This window comes from Streptomyces sp. NPDC006925, assembly GCF_042869575.1.
In the GTDB taxonomy this organism is placed as follows: domain Bacteria; phylum Actinomycetota; class Actinomycetes; order Streptomycetales; family Streptomycetaceae; genus Streptomyces.
Map to the genome: position 1 here is coordinate 248,485 of NZ_JBIAGB010000006.1, position 15,445 is coordinate 263,929.

The following is a 15,445-nucleotide window of genomic DNA, read 5'->3' on the forward strand; positions in this document are numbered from 1 at the left end:
CGTCCGCCTCGGCGGCACCGTCTCCGGTGCCCTCGCCGTGGGCTGTCACTGGTAGAGCGACCCCGCGTTCAGCACCGGCTGCGGGGAGCGGTCGCCGCACAGCACCACCAGCAGGTTGCTGACCATGCTGGCCCGGCGCTCCTCGTCCAGTTCGACGAAGTCCTGCGCCGTGATGCGGGCGAGCGCGTCCTCGACCATGCCGCAGGCGCCCTCCACGATCTGCTTGCGGGCCGCGACGACGGCGCCGGCCTGCTGCCGCTGGAGCATGGCGGAGGCGATCTCGGGCGCGTAGGCGAGGTGGGTGAAGCGGGATTCGACGACGGAGACCCCGGCCGCCCGTACCCGGGCGGTCAGCTCCGCGGCCAGCTTCTCCGTGATCTCCTCGGCGTTGCCGCGCAGGGAGAGGCCGCCCTCCTCCAGCGCGTCGTACGGGTACTCGATGGCGATGTGGCGGACGGCCGCCTCGGTCTGGGTGGAGACGAACTCCGCGTAGTCGTCCACCGAGAAGGTGGCCTGCGCGGTGTCCCGGACCTGCCAGACGACGACCGCGGCGAGTTCGATCGGGTTGCCGTAGGCGTCGTTGACCTTGAGGACCGCCGTCTCGTGGTTGCGGACCCGGGTGGAGATCTTGGTGCGGCTGGTCAACGGGTTGACCCAGCGCAGTCCGTCGGCGCGGACGGTGCCCGTGTAGCGGCCGAAGAGCTGGACGACGCGCGCCTCGCCGGGCGCCACCATGTTCAGTCCCGCCATGCCGAAGACCGAGCCGATCGTCAGCACGATGCCGAGCACGATCAGGACCCCGCCGCCCGCGGCGCTGTCCCCGGCGGCGAGGCCGCTTCCGACGACGAGTGCGCCGACTCCGAGCAGGAAGCCGATCAGGCCCAGCAGCAGCGCGAGGCCGCCGGGCAGGCTGGCCGCCGCCGTCTCCTTCACTTCGGGCGCGGGCATCTCCGGTGCGTCGGTCGGCTGGTCACTGCTCATCGTGCTCCCCCGTTCGGTCGTGCGGGCGGGTGCGCACCATCCACAGCGGCACCCCTATCAAAGTGATAACACATTAACGCCCGGGATCCGGGGCCGCCAGCCCGGGGTGACGACCGAGCAGGACCGGGCACCGGTGGAGGGTCAGTCGCACACCTGCGAACGCAGGGCGTCGAGCCGGGCGGCGGCCGTCTCCAGCCAGCGCAGATCGGCCTCCAGATGGAAGAGCGCGTGGTCGCAGATCAGCTGGTCGGCAAGGTCGCCGCTGGTCTTGCGGCGGGTCAGTTCGCGCATCAGCCGCAGATGCTCGGCGCGCTGGGTGTCCAGCAGTGCGGCACCGTCCCGGCCCGTCAGCAGCGCGAGTACGAGCTTGGTGTAGAGCGTGCTGTGCAGATAGGGCTCCGGCTTCTCCGGCGTGGACAGCCACTCCTGCACATCGGTGACCCCGGCGTCGGTGATCGCGTACCGCTTGCGCTCGGGGCCCTCGCCGGGCTCCCTGCCCTCGACCTCCACGAGCCCGTTCTTCAGCAGCCGCGACATGGTCGAGTAGACCTGCCCGTAGTGCAGGGGCTTGTCCTGCCCGAACCTCTCGTCGAAGGCCCGCTTGAGGTCGTATCCGTGGCGGGGTCCGGTTTCCAGCAAGCCGAGCAGCGTGTGACCGATGGACATGGGACAACTCTACGCCACGTGTATACACCTTGTGTATACAGGCGCCTGCGATACCTCGCGCCGCCCCACCCGGAGCCTCCCCCGCATCTCCCCGGAACCCTCCCGGACTCTCCCCCGGACCCATAGGACCGCGGGCCCCGCGCGCCCGAGCAACCCGGCGCCCGCCCTTTGCGTCAGCGCATCGGGACCCCGAAGCCGGGGCCGGGACCGTGGGCGGACAGCGAGCGGGAAGCAGGCGATGGGACAGGCATCGGACGACCGGATCGCGCAACCACCGCACGCGGACCGGCACACGGCCACCGACCCGCCCGCCTCCGCGTCCGACACCCCGTCCGCCACCTCCGATTCACCCGCCTCCCGCACCCGAACCGCGGAACCGCCGGCACCGCCCCCCGGCACCGCCTGGCGGCCCGGCCGCATCCCGCCGCCCCGCACCGTGCGCCTGCCCCGTCCCCGCGTCGGGCCGCCGCGCGGACTCCGCCCGTCCGACGACGAGGCCACGGGTTCGGCAGGCGGCGGCCGGCCCCCGGAAGCGGGCCCGCAGCGGCAGCGGGGCACGCTCCTGCTGCGCACCCTGCGCGGCCCGGCACTCGCCTTCCTCCGGCATCCCTACTGGGAACCCGCCGACCCCGCCTACGTCCTGCGGCGCGGGCCCGGACTGACCGCGCTGTGCTGCGCGACGCTGTTCTTCTGGCTGTCGCTGACGCCCTCGCTGGTACCCCGGCCCTGGCTGCTGCAGGGGGTGATCGGCGGGATCACGGCCGCCATCGGATACGCCATCGGCGGACTGCTGGAGTGGCTGCTGCGGCTCGCGCTGGGGCCGCTGTACCGCCGCCACCGCAGCCGGGTGCACCGCCTGCTGCCCGGACGACCGGGGCCGCACTGGCGGGCCCGGGCCTGGCTCGGCTACTACCTGCTCAGCACCGGCCTCACCGTCGCGGCGCTCTCCCTGAGCGCCGACGCACAGCGGGAGCTGCGCCGGCTCCAGGAGATGCCCGAGACCCTGACCTGGCACTCCCTGATGATCGCCCTGCTGGCCATGGCGATCTGCGGCACGCTGGTGGCGCTCGGCCGGGCCGTGCGGCTGGGCACCCGCGTCCTGATCCGGCTGCTGGGCCGGTTCGTGCCGCGCCCGCTGGCCATCGGCGTCGGACTGCTGGTCAGCGCCACCGTCGTGGTCTTCGGGACCCGCGACGTCGTCTTCGACCGGGGCATCATCGACGTCGCGGCACGGCTGGCCGAGAAGACCGACAGCAGTACGAAGGACGGCATCGTGCAGCCGGCCTCACCGCTGGTCTCCGGCAGCCCCGGCTCACTGGTGCACTGGGAGGAGCTGGGATACGAGGGGCGCAATTTCACCGGCTCCTCGCTCTCGCCGCACCGGATCACCACCGTCACCGGAAAGCCCGCCGTGCAGCCGATCCGGGTCTACATCGGCCAGGAGTCGGCGCCGACTTTCACATCCCGCGCGAAGCTGGCGGTACGGGAGCTGGAGCGCACCGGCGCCTTCGACCGGGACGTGCTGGCCATCGCCGGTACCACCGGCCGGGGCTGGGTCAACTCCACGGACGCCGAACCGCTGGAGTACATGCACGGCGGGAACACCGCGATCGTCGCCGTGCAGTACTCCTACCTGCCCAGCTGGGCGTCGTTCCTGGTGGACAAGGAGCAGGCGGGACGGGCCACCCGGGCCCTGGTCGAGGCGGTCCGGGCCCGTTGGCTGCGGATCCCGGCCCAGGAGCGCCCGAAGCTCGTCGTCTTCGGCGAGTCCCTCGGCGCCTACGGCATCGAAGCCTCGTTCGACGGCCCCGACGACATGCTGTCCAAGGTGGACGGTGCCCTGCTGGCCGGAGCCCCCAACTTCTCCCCCATCCGCCGGGAGCTGACCGCGCACCGCGACCGGGGCACCCCGATCTGGCGGCCCGAGTACGAGAAGGGGCGGCACTTCCGCTTCGCGCAGTGGCCGCGGAAGGACCTCGCACGGCCGGGCCCGGAGTCGGAGTGGCAGGGCCCGCGTGTCGTCTATCTGCAGAACGCCTCGGACGCGATCGTGTGGTGGTCACCCGATCTCGCGCTCGAACCGCCCCGGTGGCTGCGCGCCCCGCTGGGCCCGGACATCACCGACGAGGTCACCTGGTTCCCGCTGGTCACCTTCTGGCAGACGACGGTGGACATGGCCGTCTCCTACGGCGTCGGCGCCCCGCACGGCCACCGCTACGGCAACGGCTCGGTGGAGGGCTGGGCCGCGGTCGCACCCGCGGCGGGCTGGACGGAGCAGGACACCGCGCAGCTGCGCCGATTCATGGACCAGCGGGAAGCCCCCTACTGAACCGGCGCCCCGGCCGCCCGGCCGCGGGCCCCGTCCCCGCGGCACTTCCGGCCGCCGGAGAGCACCCGCGGCCGGCCGGGGCCACGTCGTCACTCCTGGGCGCCGCTGTTCCCGGGCGGCGCCGGCTGCTCCGAGCCGGGAGCGGTGGACCCGCTCCCGGCGGCATCAGCGGGGCGCGGGGCCGCCTCCCGCAGCCGGCTGAGGGTCTGCTCCTGCGCATAGCCCTTGAGGTAGCCGACGACGGTGTTGGTGACGGCGACCAGCGGAACCGCCACGACGGCGCCGGGGATACCGGCGATCAGACTGCCGCCGGTCACTCCGAGGACGACCGCCAGCGGGTGGACGCGCACCAGCCGGCCGAGGATGAAGGGCTGGAGGATGTGGCTCTCGATCTGCTGCACGGCCAGCACGACGGCCAGCGCCAGCAGCGCCGTGACGATGCCGTCGGTCACCAGCGCGACGACCACGGCCAGCGCGCCGGAGACCACCGCGCCGATGATCGGGATGAAGGCGAAGAGGAAGATGAAGACGGCGAGCGGCACCGCCATCGGGACGTTGAGCAGATACAGCCCGATCCCGATGAAGATCGCGTCGATCAGCGCGACTATCACCGTCCCGCGGACGTAGCCGGTGAGCGTGGCCCAGGCGCGCGGACCGGCTCCCGCCACCCCCTCGCGGGCGGCCGCGGGGACGAACTTGAGCGACCACTCCCAGATACGGCGGCCGTCGTAGAGCAGGAAGAGGGTCACGAACATCGCCAGCAGCGCACCGGAGAGGAACTCCAGGATGACGGTGACGCCCTCGATACCCGCGGAGGTCAGCTCCTTGCTGTTGTCGCCGATCCAGTCGCTGAGGTTCTGCGCGATCTCGTTGATCTGGTCCTCGGAGACGTGGAACGGGCCGTTCAGCGCCCAGTTCTTCAACTCCTGGATACCGTCCTGCACCTTGTCGGTGAGGGTGTCCAGGTTCTCCATCACCTGCCACACCACGAACCAGCCGACCAGGCCCATGACGACGAAGCCGCCGATGAAGGTGATGGCGGTGGCCAGCCCGCGGCCCAGCCCGATCCGCCGCAGCCTGGCGACGGTGGGCTGCAGCAGCGCGGTGATCAGCAGACCGGCGGAGAAGGCGATGATCACCAGGCTTATCGTGCTGACGACCTTCATCAGCACCCAGATGACCCCGGCCAGCACCAGCAGCCGCCAGCCCGCCTCGGCGGCGACCCGCACACCCCACGGCACGGCGGCGGACGGCTCCGGCTTGGCCGCTATGGCGGGCGCGTACTGCGGGGGCGGCGGTACGTAGGCGCTGCCGTTCCCCGCGTCACCGGCCTCCGCCTCGGCCTGGGCCCGGCCCGCCTCGGTGTTGGAGAGCTCCGGGTCGATGCCGTCGGACCGGCGCGCGGCACCCGAGCCGCGCTCCGCTTCGGCACGCCGCTCGGCGGCCTTCGCGGCCCAGCGGCCCACGGCCACCCTGAGCCTGTCCGTCCTGCTCGTCATTCCGCTTCCTCCGCCCCCGGGGCCAGTGGCTTCGCCGTGTGAGGGACGACGTTACCCGTGCCGATGGTTGCTTCGGGAACCAGATCCCCCGGCCGACGGCCCGCCGCGGGGCCCCGCCGTGCCGACGCCCGAGTCCCGGCCCCGTCCGGGCCGACCCGCGAAAAAGGGGATGCCCCCCGGGTCGATCTTCACAGATCGCCACGAGGGGCATCCCGTTCCGGACCTCCGGGGGTCCGGTGAGCTGCGCTGGACCGGTTCGGCTCAGTAGTAGTGGTTGGCCTGCCAGAAGTCCCACGCACCACAGGGGCTTCCGTACCGGTCGTTCATGTAGTTGAGGCCCCACTTGATCTGGGTGGCCGGGTTCGTCCGCCAGTCGGCACCCGCCGAGGCCATCTTGGAGCCCGGCAGCGCCTGGACGAGTCCGTAGGCACCCGAGGAGGCGTTGGTCGCGCGGTAGTTCCAGCCGGACTCGCGGGAGACGATCGACGAGAAGCACTGGTACTGGCCGCCGCCGACGATCTGCTTGGCCATCGACTGCACCTCTGCGGTGGAGTACGACGACTTCTGGGCGAAGTTCGCGCGCTCGTCGGACCGGCTCGCGGCCGACTTGACCTCGTCGCGCTTCTCGGCCTTCTCGGCGGCCTTCTCCGCTGCCGCTTCCTTCTCGGCCTTCGCCTTCTTGGCGGCGGCGTCCTCGGCGGCCTGCTTGCGGGCGGCCTCCTCGGCGGACTTCCGCGCCTCGGCGTCGGCCGCGGACGAGGCGGCGTCGACCTGCTGGGTCAGGGAGGCACTCTGCGCCCGGGCCTGCGACCCGGCTGGTATGTCCTCCAGGAGCGTCGCCTGGGCGGCGGTGGCCTCGGCGTCACCGGACGCCTGGCCCTGGTCGGCGCCTGCGGCAACACCGACGACGGCGCCGACGGTGGTGACCGCGGTGGCGGACGCCACGGCGAATCCCCGGACCGAAATCCGAGCAGTCACACGGTTTCCTTCCAACATGCCCGCTGGGGTGACCTCGCGGACGCAATCGTGCCCCTGGCACTGGCCTCCCTCGTTCTGGCCACGGGAGACACGGGCCCGGTGGGTCTCCCCCGACGGGAGAGCCCGCGTGGTGCTTCGGGCGGCATACGGCGACTGCTGTTCAGTTCTGTACTGCGTTGCGGTGTCGCACCGTTGGTGGTGCGGATGTGCCGTATGCGGGGCCTGACAGAAACCACACCCTGCCGGAACCGGACGCGCCGAAGCAATTCCGTGCCGAGTGGGAAAGCTCACACGGCGTTTGGGGGACAGGAATCCCGGAAACAGGAGCGCGAGCAGGCCCCGTGCCGCTAAGGTGCTGCGCCCTTGCGCACGGGGCCCGGTTCCCGCGGAGGTGGCTAGCGGGCTCCGTCCGGCCCGCCGCCGAGATCAGTGCAGGTCAGACGCGACCCTCCTCCAGCATTTCGGTCACCAGTGCGGCAATCGGGGAACGCTCCGAACGCGTCAGGGTGATGTGTGAGAAGAGCGGATGACCCTTCAACCGCTCCACCACCGCGACGACTCCGTCGTACCGCCCCACCCGCAGGTTGTCCCGCTGCGCCACGTCGTGGGTGAGGACGACCCGCGAGTCGGTGCCGATCCGCGAGAGCACCGTCAGCAGCACATTGCGCTCCAGCGACTGGGCCTCGTCGACGATGACGAACGCGTCGTGCAGCGAACGGCCCCTGATGTGGGTGAGCGGCAGCACCTCCAGCATGCCGCGGCCCACCACCTCCTCGATGACCTCCCGGCTGGTGACCGCCGAGAGCGTGTCGAAGACGGCCTGCGCCCAGGGGTTCATCTTCTCCGCCTCGGAGCCCGGCAGATACCCCAGGTCCTGCCCGCCGACCGCGTACAGCGGCCGGAAGACCATCACCTTGCTGTGCTGCCTGCGCTCCAGCACCGCCTCCAGCCCGGCGCAGAGCGCCAGCGCGCTCTTGCCGGTGCCCGCGCGCCCGCCCATCGACATGATGCCGACCTCCGGGTCGAGCAGCAGATCCAGCGCGATCCGCTGCTCGGCGCTGCGGCCCTTGATGCCGAACGCCTCCCGGTCGCCGCGCACCAACCGGATCCGGCCGTCCGCCGTCACCCGGCCGAGCGCCTTCCCCTTCTCCGACTGCAGCACCAGTCCGGTGTGCACGGGCAGTTCCGGGGCGTCGTGCGGCAGGGCCGTGCTCTCCTCGGCGAAGAGTTCGTCCACGTCCTCGCCCGGGAGCGTGAGTTCGGCCATCCCCGTCCAGCCGGAATCGGTGACGGCCAGCTCGGCCCGGTACTCCTCGGCCAGCAAGCCCACGGACGACGCCTTGATCCGCAGCGGCAGATCCTTCGAGACGACCGTGACGTCATACCCCTCCGCCTGCAGATTGCGGGCCACGGCGAGGATCCGCCCGTCGTTGTCCTCCAGCCGACCGTGCGGATTGAGGAACGCGGCCGGCAGTACCGCCGGGTCCGAGTGGTTCAGCTCCACCCGGAGCGTGCCGCCCGTGTCGCCGATCGGGATCGGCGCGTCGAGCCGGCCGTGGCGGATGCGGTACTCGTCGAGCTTGCGGAGGGCCTGCCGGGCGAAGTAGCCCAGCTCTGGGTGGTTGCGCTTGGCCTCCAACTCGGTGACGACGACCACGGGGAGCACGATCTCGTGCTCCTCGAACCGGTCCATGGCTGCCGGATCCGCCAGCAGGACGCTCGTGTCGATGACATACGTGCGTCGGCCGGAATCGCTGCGCTTCTTGCTGATCACCACGGTGGGACGAACCCCCTCGGATGAGGTCGGGAGCGACGGCGTCGCGGGGGAAGAGACCGGAGTCGGCCCGCACCACGCGGGCCGGGCTCCGGCCCTCCGCGTCCTGCGCCCGTGCCGCGCGCGTTGCTGCTCCGCGCGGTCCGGGGGCGTCCGTGGTGTCCAAAGGGCCTCCCGGCGACCACGCCCCCTGGGAGGGGCACGGTCGTGAGGGATATTCCCTGCCGAGTGGCCAGGCATGCAATCAGCCGCCCCCTGCGTCGCAGCACGCCCGCGCGGGGCGGCCGAGGCCGGTCGGCCGACAGGGGTGAGGGGAGACAACCGGGGGCCGGGGTCCGGGTCGGCCGTACGGAGTACCGGAGCCGTGCCGGTCGGCGCTCCGGAGCCCGGGCTCCGGAGGCGGGGGGCGGCTCCGACGCGGACACTCCCGGCGGGGCGCGGAGTCGGAGTTCGTCGCCCGGGTCCAGGGGCGGCCTCGGCGGCCGTCGGGCCGGGCGGTGGCGGTGGGCGGTGGCGGTGGCGCCGGGGCGGACGGTGGCGCCGAGGGCGGACGTCCGCCGGTGGCGGGCGTCAGCCGCCGTACCGCCGGTGGCGCGCGGCGTAGTCGCGCAGGGCACGCAGGAAGTCGACCTTGCGGAAGCCGGGCCAGAGCACCTCGCAGAAGTAGTACTCCGAATGGGCGCTCTGCCAGAGCATGAAGCCGGACAGCCGGGTCTCCCCGCTGGTGCGGATGATCAGGTCGGGGTCGGGCTGCCCCCTGGTGTAGAGGTGCTCCGAGATGTCCTCGACGGTGAGGCTCTCCGCGCACTCGTCAAGGCTCGTCCCGCGCGCGGCGCGGTCGCTCAGCAGTGAGCGGACGGCGTCGGTGATCTCCTGCCGGCCGCCGTACCCGACGGCGACGTTCACCAGTATTCCGTCGATGTCCCCCGCCTTCTGCTCGGCCTCCTTGAGCACCTTCTGGGTGCCGGCCGGCAGCAGGTCGAGTTGCCCGACGTGGTGCACGCGCCAGCGCCCGTCGGCGGCCAGGTCGCGCACGGTGTCCTCGATGATGCCCAGGAGCGGGAGCAGTTCGCTCTCCGGGCGGTTCAGGTTGTCCGTCGACAGCAGCCAGAGCGTGACGACCTCGACATCCGTCTCGGCGCACCAGCCGAGCAGCTCCTCGATCTTGGAGGCGCCCGCCTTGTGTCCCTGCTCGGTCGTCCCGCCGGCGGCGCGGGCCCAGCGCCGGTTGCCGTCCAGGATGACGCCGATGTGCTTGGGGGCCTGGTCGTGGTCGAGACGGTCCTCCACCCGGCGCGCGTAGAGCTTGTACACCAGGTCGCGCAACTTCATGGGAACGGCCAGCCTCTCCGTGCCGAGTCGGGATTCCAGCACCCTACTGCCGTTCGCCCGAGCGTACGAACCGAGCCGGTCACGGTCGCGGTGCCGCCCCGGTGACCGGGAGCGGGGCCGGCACCGGCACGGTGATAGGAAAAGGCATATGACGCACGGCACGCACCTCACCACATCCCCCGTCCCTGTCCCCACAGCCGTACCGTCCGACACGCTGCACCGTGCGGACCCCGCGCGCTACGACACCATGGAGTACCGCCGCACCGGCCGCTCCGGGCTGAAGCTGCCCGCGATCTCGCTGGGGCTGTGGCACAACTTCGGCGACGACCGTCCGCTGGCCACCCAGCGGGACATCCTGCGCCGCGCCTTCGACCTGGGAGTGACCCACTTCGACCTGGCCAACAACTACGGTCCCCCGGCCGGGTCCGCCGAGCTGAACTTCGGCCGCCTCTTCGCGCAGGACTTCCGGCCCTACCGCGACGAGCTGGTCGTCTCGACCAAGGCCGGCTATCCGATGCACCCGGGGCCCTACGGCGACTGGGGCTCGCGCAAGTACCTGCTCTCCTCGCTCGACGCGTCGCTGAGCCGGATGGGCCTGGAGTACGTGGACATCTTCTACTCCCACCGCCACGACCCCGAGACCCCGCTCGAGGAGACCATGGGCGCGCTCGCGAGCGCCGTCCAGCAGGGCAAGGCGCTGTACGCGGGCATCTCCTCCTACAGCGCGGCGCGCACCCGCGAGGCCGCCCGGCTGCTGCGCGAGATGGGGGTGCCGGCGCTCATCCACCAGCCCTCCTACTCGATGATCAACCGCTGGACCGAGGACGACGGGCTGCTGGACACGCTGGAGGACGAGGGCATGGGCTGCATCGCCTTCGCGCCGCTCGCCCAGGGGCTGCTCACGGACAAGTACCTCGGCGGTGTCCCGGAGGGCTCCCGGGCCGCCCAGGGCAAGTCCCTGGACCCGGCGCTGCTGACGGACGAGGTCGTGCGGCGGCTGCGCGGCCTGAACGGCATCGCCGAGCGGCGCGGGCAGTCCCTCGCCCAGTTGGCGCTCCGCTGGGTGCTGCGCGACCCGCGGATGACCTCGGCACTGATCGGCGCCAGCTCCGTGGCGCAGCTGGAGGCCAATGTCGCTGCGCTGGGTGCCGGGAGTCTCACCGACGGTGAGCTGGCGGAGATCGACGAACTGGCCGTCTCGGAGCCCGGCGCCAACATCTGGGCCGCCAGCAGCAACTCCTGACCGCTGCCGCGGGGCCCGAAAGGGCCTGGGGAACATAAAGCGGGCCGGTCCGTGGGGGGATACGGACCGGCCCGAGGGGGGGTTCCCACCATAGCCCCTCGGGTGCGATCTTCCGCACACCAACGGCCGTGTCGCACAAGCGGATCCGGGCCTTCACGCCGCCAGCGCGCCCAGCGCGACTCCGGCCACCGCCCCGAGCACCATGAAGGGACCGAAGGCCAGGGCGCTGTCCCGGCGGGCGCGGCCGGTCGCCACGAGGGTGAGGCCGTAGCCCGCGGCGGCCAGGAAGCCGAGGAACGCGCCGGCGAACAGCACCCCCCAGCCGTACCACCCAAGAGCGACCCCCACCGACAGCGCGAGCTTGACGTCGCCGAAGGCCACCGCGCGCGGACTGATCAGGAACAGCACGAAGAAGGCCCCTGCCAGCGCCGGCCCGCCCAGCAGGGCCCGGCTCCAGCTCCCGCCCGCGTCGGGCAGCAGCGCCGCGCCGCCCAGCAGTACGGCCGTACCGCCCGCCAGCGGCAGGGTCAGCAGGTCCGGCAGCCGCATCACCGCGTGGTCGACCGCCGCCAGCAGCAGGGCCACCGGCACGACCAGCAGCCACACCGCCAGCTCCGGACGCAGCCCGGCGGCCGCGGCCAGTCCGGCGCAGGCGAGCGCGCCGAGCAGCGCGAGAGCGCCCCTCCCGCGCCCGTACGCCCACTCGGGCTCCTGGCTCCCGGCGCACGCGGCGCACGTGGCGGGACCCAGCAGACCCCGCACTCCCCCGCCCAGCGGATGCCCGCGGGGGCAGCTCCCGCGCCACGGCTCCCCTGGTTCCACCGAAAGCCGGTAGACGGCCCGGGGCAGCAGGGAGCACGCCGCGGCGCCGTAGGCGGCGGCGGCCGGTATCGCGATCCACTCCAGCGGCGGCACACCGCGAGCCTACGCGGGGCCTGTGGCCAAACGCCCCTACTCGCCCGTACGGAGGGCTTCGGGAGCGATTCATCTCACACCGGCGCGGAGCATCCCGGAGCGGGACAGCGCCGACACCTGCGACGCAGCACCAACCAGCCGTCCCCGGCGCCTCGTTATCCACCTGCCGTTGTCAGTGGGGGGCCGTACTGTAGTGCGTATGACATCGACTTCCACCGGGCCCGGAGAGCCCGGACGGCTCCAGGAGACCGCCGCGGGCGCTGCGCCCGCACCGGAGACCTCCGTCACCGCGGCCAACGACGCGATCAGGAACTTCGTCGCCGGCCGCACCCTCTGGTCGAAGGAAGCTCTGGCCGAGCTTGACCGGCTGCGCGGGCAGTGGCAGCGCGCCGTTCGTGCCGAGATGGTCGAGGCGGCGTGAGGGCCGCCGCCTCGACCATCTCCTCCCTCCGGTGAGCCCCGGCTCACCCTCCTCTCCGCGCCACTTCGGCGCACTCGCACCGCACCTCCCGCCGAACGGGGTCTCGTCACCCGTCCGTTGATCCGCGACCATGTGGCGGGTCAGCGGAACCCGCGACACGCGGGCCCCACCGGCGGACGGAGGCGCGGTGCACAAGCGCGGACTGCGGCAGCGGACTCGGCCGCGGGCGGCGGACGGCTCCGCCGCACCCGAGCACGACGGGCCCGCCCCCGAGGACGACAGTCCCGGGCCGGGCGACGACGAGGCAGCCGAGCACGAGGCCGCGGAGCGGGCCCGGCGCGGGCGGCGGCGACTGCTGGTCGCCTGCGCGCTGTTCGCGACACTGATCCTCCCCCGGGTCGTCAGCCCGCCCGGCTCCGCGGACGGCACCGAAACCGCCCGGCCTGCCTCCGGCCCCGGCAGCACCACCGCGTCAGCCGCCCCGCACCCCGGTGCGGGCAGCAGTTCCTCCCCCGCACCGGCGCCCGCCACCGGGCCGGATCGCAGTGGCGCACCGCACCCGCCCGGGAGCCCCGCGCCCGGCGGCACCGGCCCCGCCACGGGACCGGGATCCGGCGACGAGGAGACCGCGTTCCGCTCGGTACGTGCGGGGCAGTGCCTGACCGTGCACGGCAACGGCTCGGGGTGGAACCGTCCGGCGCCCACCGAGGCCACCCGGATCGACTGCGGCGACGACCGCGCCTTCACCCGGGTGACCGCCGTGCGCCGTTCACCGGCCGACAGCACGAGCGACCCCGCGTGCCCCACCGGGAACGGCCGGGCCACCTGGAGGGGCGGCAGCACGACGCTGTGCCTCACCCGGCAGTTCCGGACCGGCCAGTGCCTGCTGGCCGAGGCAGACGACGGCCGGATGCGTGCCGCGCTGATGTCCGCACCCGCCTGCTCCGCGGCCCCGCCCTCCGGCCAGGGCCGGTACGACCGGCTGCTGCGGGTCACCGGCGTCCGCGCCGACACCGCTCCCTGCCGGGAGAACGACCCCGCATCGCACTCCCGCTATTGGCGGTGGCGGATCGACGGCGGCGACCGCACGCTGTGCACGGCCGACGCGACGGAGTGAGGCACGCCGCCCCGCTCACCCCGGCCTGCGGCGCACCCGGGGAACGGCGGTGGCCAGCACGACCGCGAGCCCGCCGACGAGCAGCGCGAAGGGCAGCGCCGCACCCGCCAGAGCCAGATACGGCAGCGCCGAGAGCCCGGCGACGAGGCAGTAGCAGGCACCCGCGAGGGAGAGGAAGCACTGGGTGCGGGGCGGTCCTTCGACGTTGAGACGTACCACCAGCGCGGCGCACACGGCGGCCCACAGCGCCGCCCGGGGCTCACCGAAACTGAACGCGTCCCGGGCCGCCTCCGCCGCGCGGAACCACCACTGCGCGTCCAGGGCGTCCACCAGGCGGGGGAAGTCGGCCGCGTAGTCGGGCAGCCGGGCGCCGTTGGGCACCCGGGCGCCGAAGGGCGCCACGTCCTGCCGGACGCACTCGGTGACCAGCAGCACGGCCGCGCCGAGCGCCTGTGCCAGGCCGGAACTCCACCCGACCGTCCAGGCCCGCAGCCGGACGCCGCCCGGGATTTCGGGCGGACCGGCGCCGGGCGCTCCGCCGCTCGGCGCCGTCGACTTCACCGCCGCCGCTGCCCCGCCGGGTTCCGGTCCGGTGTCGGCCCTCGCTGCGCCGCCGGGTTCGGGTCCGGTGTCGGCCCTCGCTGCGCCGCCGGGTTCCGCCGCCTGCTGTGCCACGCCCGCACGCCCCCTCGGCCCGCCGTCCGTCCGCGGTCGGCCCGGGCCGTCCGGACCGGCCCCGCCATGATCGGGCGCACCGTCCCGGCCCGCAAGAGGCCGCCGGGGCAACGGATTCGGGCGGCACACGGTGCCGGTCAGTCCTTCTTGGGGAAGGACACCTCCACGCGGCGGTTCTTCGCCCGCCCCTCCTCGGTCCCGTTGTCGGCGACCGGGTAGTCCTCGCTGTAGCCCCGCACGTTGAAGCTGACCTCGGAGCCCAGCTTCCGGGCCAGCGCCGTCTGGACAGCCGCCGCCCGCTTCTTGGAGAGCGTCTTGCCGTGCGCGTAGGAGCCCAGGTCGTCGGTGAAGCCGAAGACGTTGACCTCGGTGCTGCCCTGCTTCTCGATCTCGTCCGCGATGGTCTCGATCCGGTCCTTCGCACCGCTGCCGAGTTCGGCGCTGTTCTTGGCGAAGAGCACCTCGGCCTGGAGGGTGAACTTCGTCCTCGCCGAGCTGTCCTCGCGGCGCTCCTCGCCGCCGAGGTCCTCGGTCACGAACTTGATGTCCAGCACCTTGGGCTCCGCGAGCTTCGCGCCCGCGGCCAGGCGCAGCCCATCGGCCTTCGCGTCCACCCGCACAGGCGTCCCGGAGTCCTTGAAGTCGTCCGGCGGCGCGCTGAATCCGGGATCCCCGGGGCCCTTCTCGCCGGGCAGCGAGGGCGCCTGCCCGGTGGGGATGCCGGTGGGGTCGTCGGTGGGGTAGCGGGTCGCGATGTCCGGGACGGACGGAGTCGGCCCCGGGGTGGGATCGTCCGCGCGCGCGGCGGGTGCTGTGATCCCCAGGACGAGGGCGGCGGAGGCGGATGAGGCCGCCGCGGCTCTGGCGGCGAGCTGCCACCGGGTGAAGCCCATCCCTCACTCCCCTTCAGAGATCGTCACACCGGCGGGAGGCATGTCCGCGATCTGGAACTCGACCTCGTCGTTGCCTTCCGGCGGGGCGGGGAACTGCGCGTACCAGGTCTTCGACTTCCCGGCGAGCACCGGCTGGCCGAACGAGGTGCACAGGCACTTGCCCTCGGTGTCCCTGAGGACGAGATAGCGCTTCTTGCCCTTCTTGTCGACGAGTTTGGCACCGGCGACCGACAACTTGTTGCGCAGGGCGACTTCGGACTCGTCACCCTCCCAACCGGGTGCCACCCACGCCTTGCCGCCCCCGTTGGTCACCTTGCCCCTGACCGTCACGAAGCCGCCGGACTCGCGGCGGGCCGAGGTGATGGTGAGGGTGATGTCCTCGCCGCCGCGCACCTCCGCCAGCGGCTCGCCGTCCGCGGGGGCGCCGGAGCGTCCGCCGTCCGAGCCTCCGCCGCTGCCGTCGGCCTTCTCGGAGGACCGGGGCTGCTTGCCGTCGCCGCCGTCGTCGCCCCCGCCGCACCCGGCGGTGAAGGCCAGTCCGGCCGCGAGGACCACCGCGGTCATGGTCCTGCGGGCCCGCAGGACGCGCCGATGATTCATGGACCACTCGACTCTCGTTCGT

At 72.9% G+C, this 15,445-nt stretch carries 14 protein-coding genes; 4 read left to right on the forward strand and 10 right to left on the reverse strand.

The window, feature by feature from the left end:
• Positions 1–45 precede the first annotated feature (45 nt).
• Positions 46–981, reverse strand: a complete 936-nt coding sequence (locus ACFYNS_RS11805) for an SPFH domain-containing protein (protein WP_388602317.1) — start codon at positions 979–981, stop codon at positions 46–48.
• A 141-nt stretch (positions 982–1,122) separates the two neighbouring features.
• Positions 1,123–1,647 carry a PadR family transcriptional regulator gene (locus ACFYNS_RS11810; RefSeq protein ID WP_360289703.1) on the reverse strand — a complete coding sequence of 175 codons (525 nt, stop codon included), beginning with the start codon at positions 1,645–1,647 and terminating at the stop codon, positions 1,123–1,125.
• A 238-nt stretch (positions 1,648–1,885) separates the two neighbouring features.
• Between ACFYNS_RS11810 and ACFYNS_RS11815 the strand changes: the two genes are divergently transcribed.
• Positions 1,886–3,976 carry an alpha/beta-hydrolase family protein gene (locus ACFYNS_RS11815; protein ID WP_388602318.1) on the forward strand — a complete coding sequence of 697 codons (2,091 nt, stop codon included), beginning with the start codon at positions 1,886–1,888 and terminating at the stop codon, positions 3,974–3,976.
• A gap of 89 nt (positions 3,977–4,065) precedes the next feature.
• On the opposite strand, the gene ACFYNS_RS11820 is transcribed toward ACFYNS_RS11815, so the two are convergent.
• The 4 genes from ACFYNS_RS11820 to ACFYNS_RS11835 all read right to left on the reverse strand — a co-directional run bounded on the left by ACFYNS_RS11820 (position 4,066) and on the right by ACFYNS_RS11835 (position 9,559).
• Complete coding sequence (locus ACFYNS_RS11820) at positions 4,066–5,475, reverse strand: AI-2E family transporter (protein WP_360302056.1); 1,410 nt, start codon at positions 5,473–5,475, stop codon at positions 4,066–4,068.
• Positions 5,476–5,736: 261 nt separating this feature from the next.
• The gene (locus ACFYNS_RS11825; protein WP_360302053.1) at positions 5,737–6,471 is read right to left on the reverse strand and encodes a transglycosylase SLT domain-containing protein; all 735 of its coding nucleotides are present in this window, start codon (positions 6,469–6,471) and stop codon (positions 5,737–5,739) included.
• A 418-nt stretch (positions 6,472–6,889) separates the two neighbouring features.
• Positions 6,890–8,230 (reverse strand): PhoH family protein, encoded by a 1,341-nt coding sequence (locus tag ACFYNS_RS11830; RefSeq protein WP_360302050.1) that lies wholly within the window; start codon positions 8,228–8,230, stop codon positions 6,890–6,892.
• 567 nt (positions 8,231–8,797) lie between these two features.
• A complete protein-coding gene (locus ACFYNS_RS11835) occupies positions 8,798–9,559 on the reverse strand; it encodes an isoprenyl transferase (RefSeq protein WP_360302047.1) in 762 nt (253 codons plus the stop codon).
• 148 nt (positions 9,560–9,707) lie between these two features.
• Between ACFYNS_RS11835 and mgrA the strand changes: the two genes are divergently transcribed.
• Positions 9,708–10,802: an L-glyceraldehyde 3-phosphate reductase gene (gene mgrA, locus ACFYNS_RS11840; protein WP_388602322.1), complete on the forward strand. Its 1,095-nt coding sequence runs from the start codon at positions 9,708–9,710 to the stop codon at positions 10,800–10,802.
• Positions 10,803–10,955: 153 nt separating this feature from the next.
• Here mgrA and ACFYNS_RS11845 read toward each other — a convergent pair whose 3' ends face one another.
• A complete protein-coding gene (locus ACFYNS_RS11845) occupies positions 10,956–11,717 on the reverse strand; it encodes a prepilin peptidase (protein ID WP_388602324.1) in 762 nt (253 codons plus the stop codon).
• Between the two features lie 199 nt (positions 11,718–11,916).
• On the opposite strand from ACFYNS_RS11845, the gene ACFYNS_RS11850 reads away from it, so the two are divergent.
• Both ACFYNS_RS11850 and ACFYNS_RS11855 read left to right on the forward strand, forming a co-directional pair.
• Positions 11,917–12,138, forward strand: coding sequence for a hypothetical protein (locus tag ACFYNS_RS11850; protein ID WP_276478075.1), 222 nt, complete (start codon positions 11,917–11,919; stop codon positions 12,136–12,138).
• A gap of 187 nt (positions 12,139–12,325) precedes the next feature.
• Positions 12,326–13,255: a hypothetical protein gene (locus ACFYNS_RS11855; protein WP_388602326.1), complete on the forward strand. Its 930-nt coding sequence runs from the start codon at positions 12,326–12,328 to the stop codon at positions 13,253–13,255.
• Positions 13,256–13,270: 15 nt separating this feature from the next.
• Here the strand turns inward: ACFYNS_RS11855 and ACFYNS_RS11860 are convergent, their stop codons facing one another.
• From ACFYNS_RS11860 to ACFYNS_RS11870, 3 genes are all read right to left on the reverse strand, one after another.
• On the reverse strand, positions 13,271–13,930 hold the full coding sequence (locus ACFYNS_RS11860; protein ID WP_388602329.1) for a hypothetical protein: 660 nt from the start codon (positions 13,928–13,930) through the stop codon (positions 13,271–13,273).
• Positions 13,931–14,067: 137 nt separating this feature from the next.
• Positions 14,068–14,823 (reverse strand): OmpA family protein, encoded by a 756-nt coding sequence (locus ACFYNS_RS11865; protein WP_360301164.1) that lies wholly within the window; start codon positions 14,821–14,823, stop codon positions 14,068–14,070.
• 3 nt (positions 14,824–14,826) lie between these two features.
• Positions 14,827–15,423 (reverse strand): hypothetical protein, encoded by a 597-nt coding sequence (locus tag ACFYNS_RS11870; protein WP_360301161.1) that lies wholly within the window; start codon positions 15,421–15,423, stop codon positions 14,827–14,829.
• Positions 15,424–15,445: the final 22 nt, after the last annotated feature.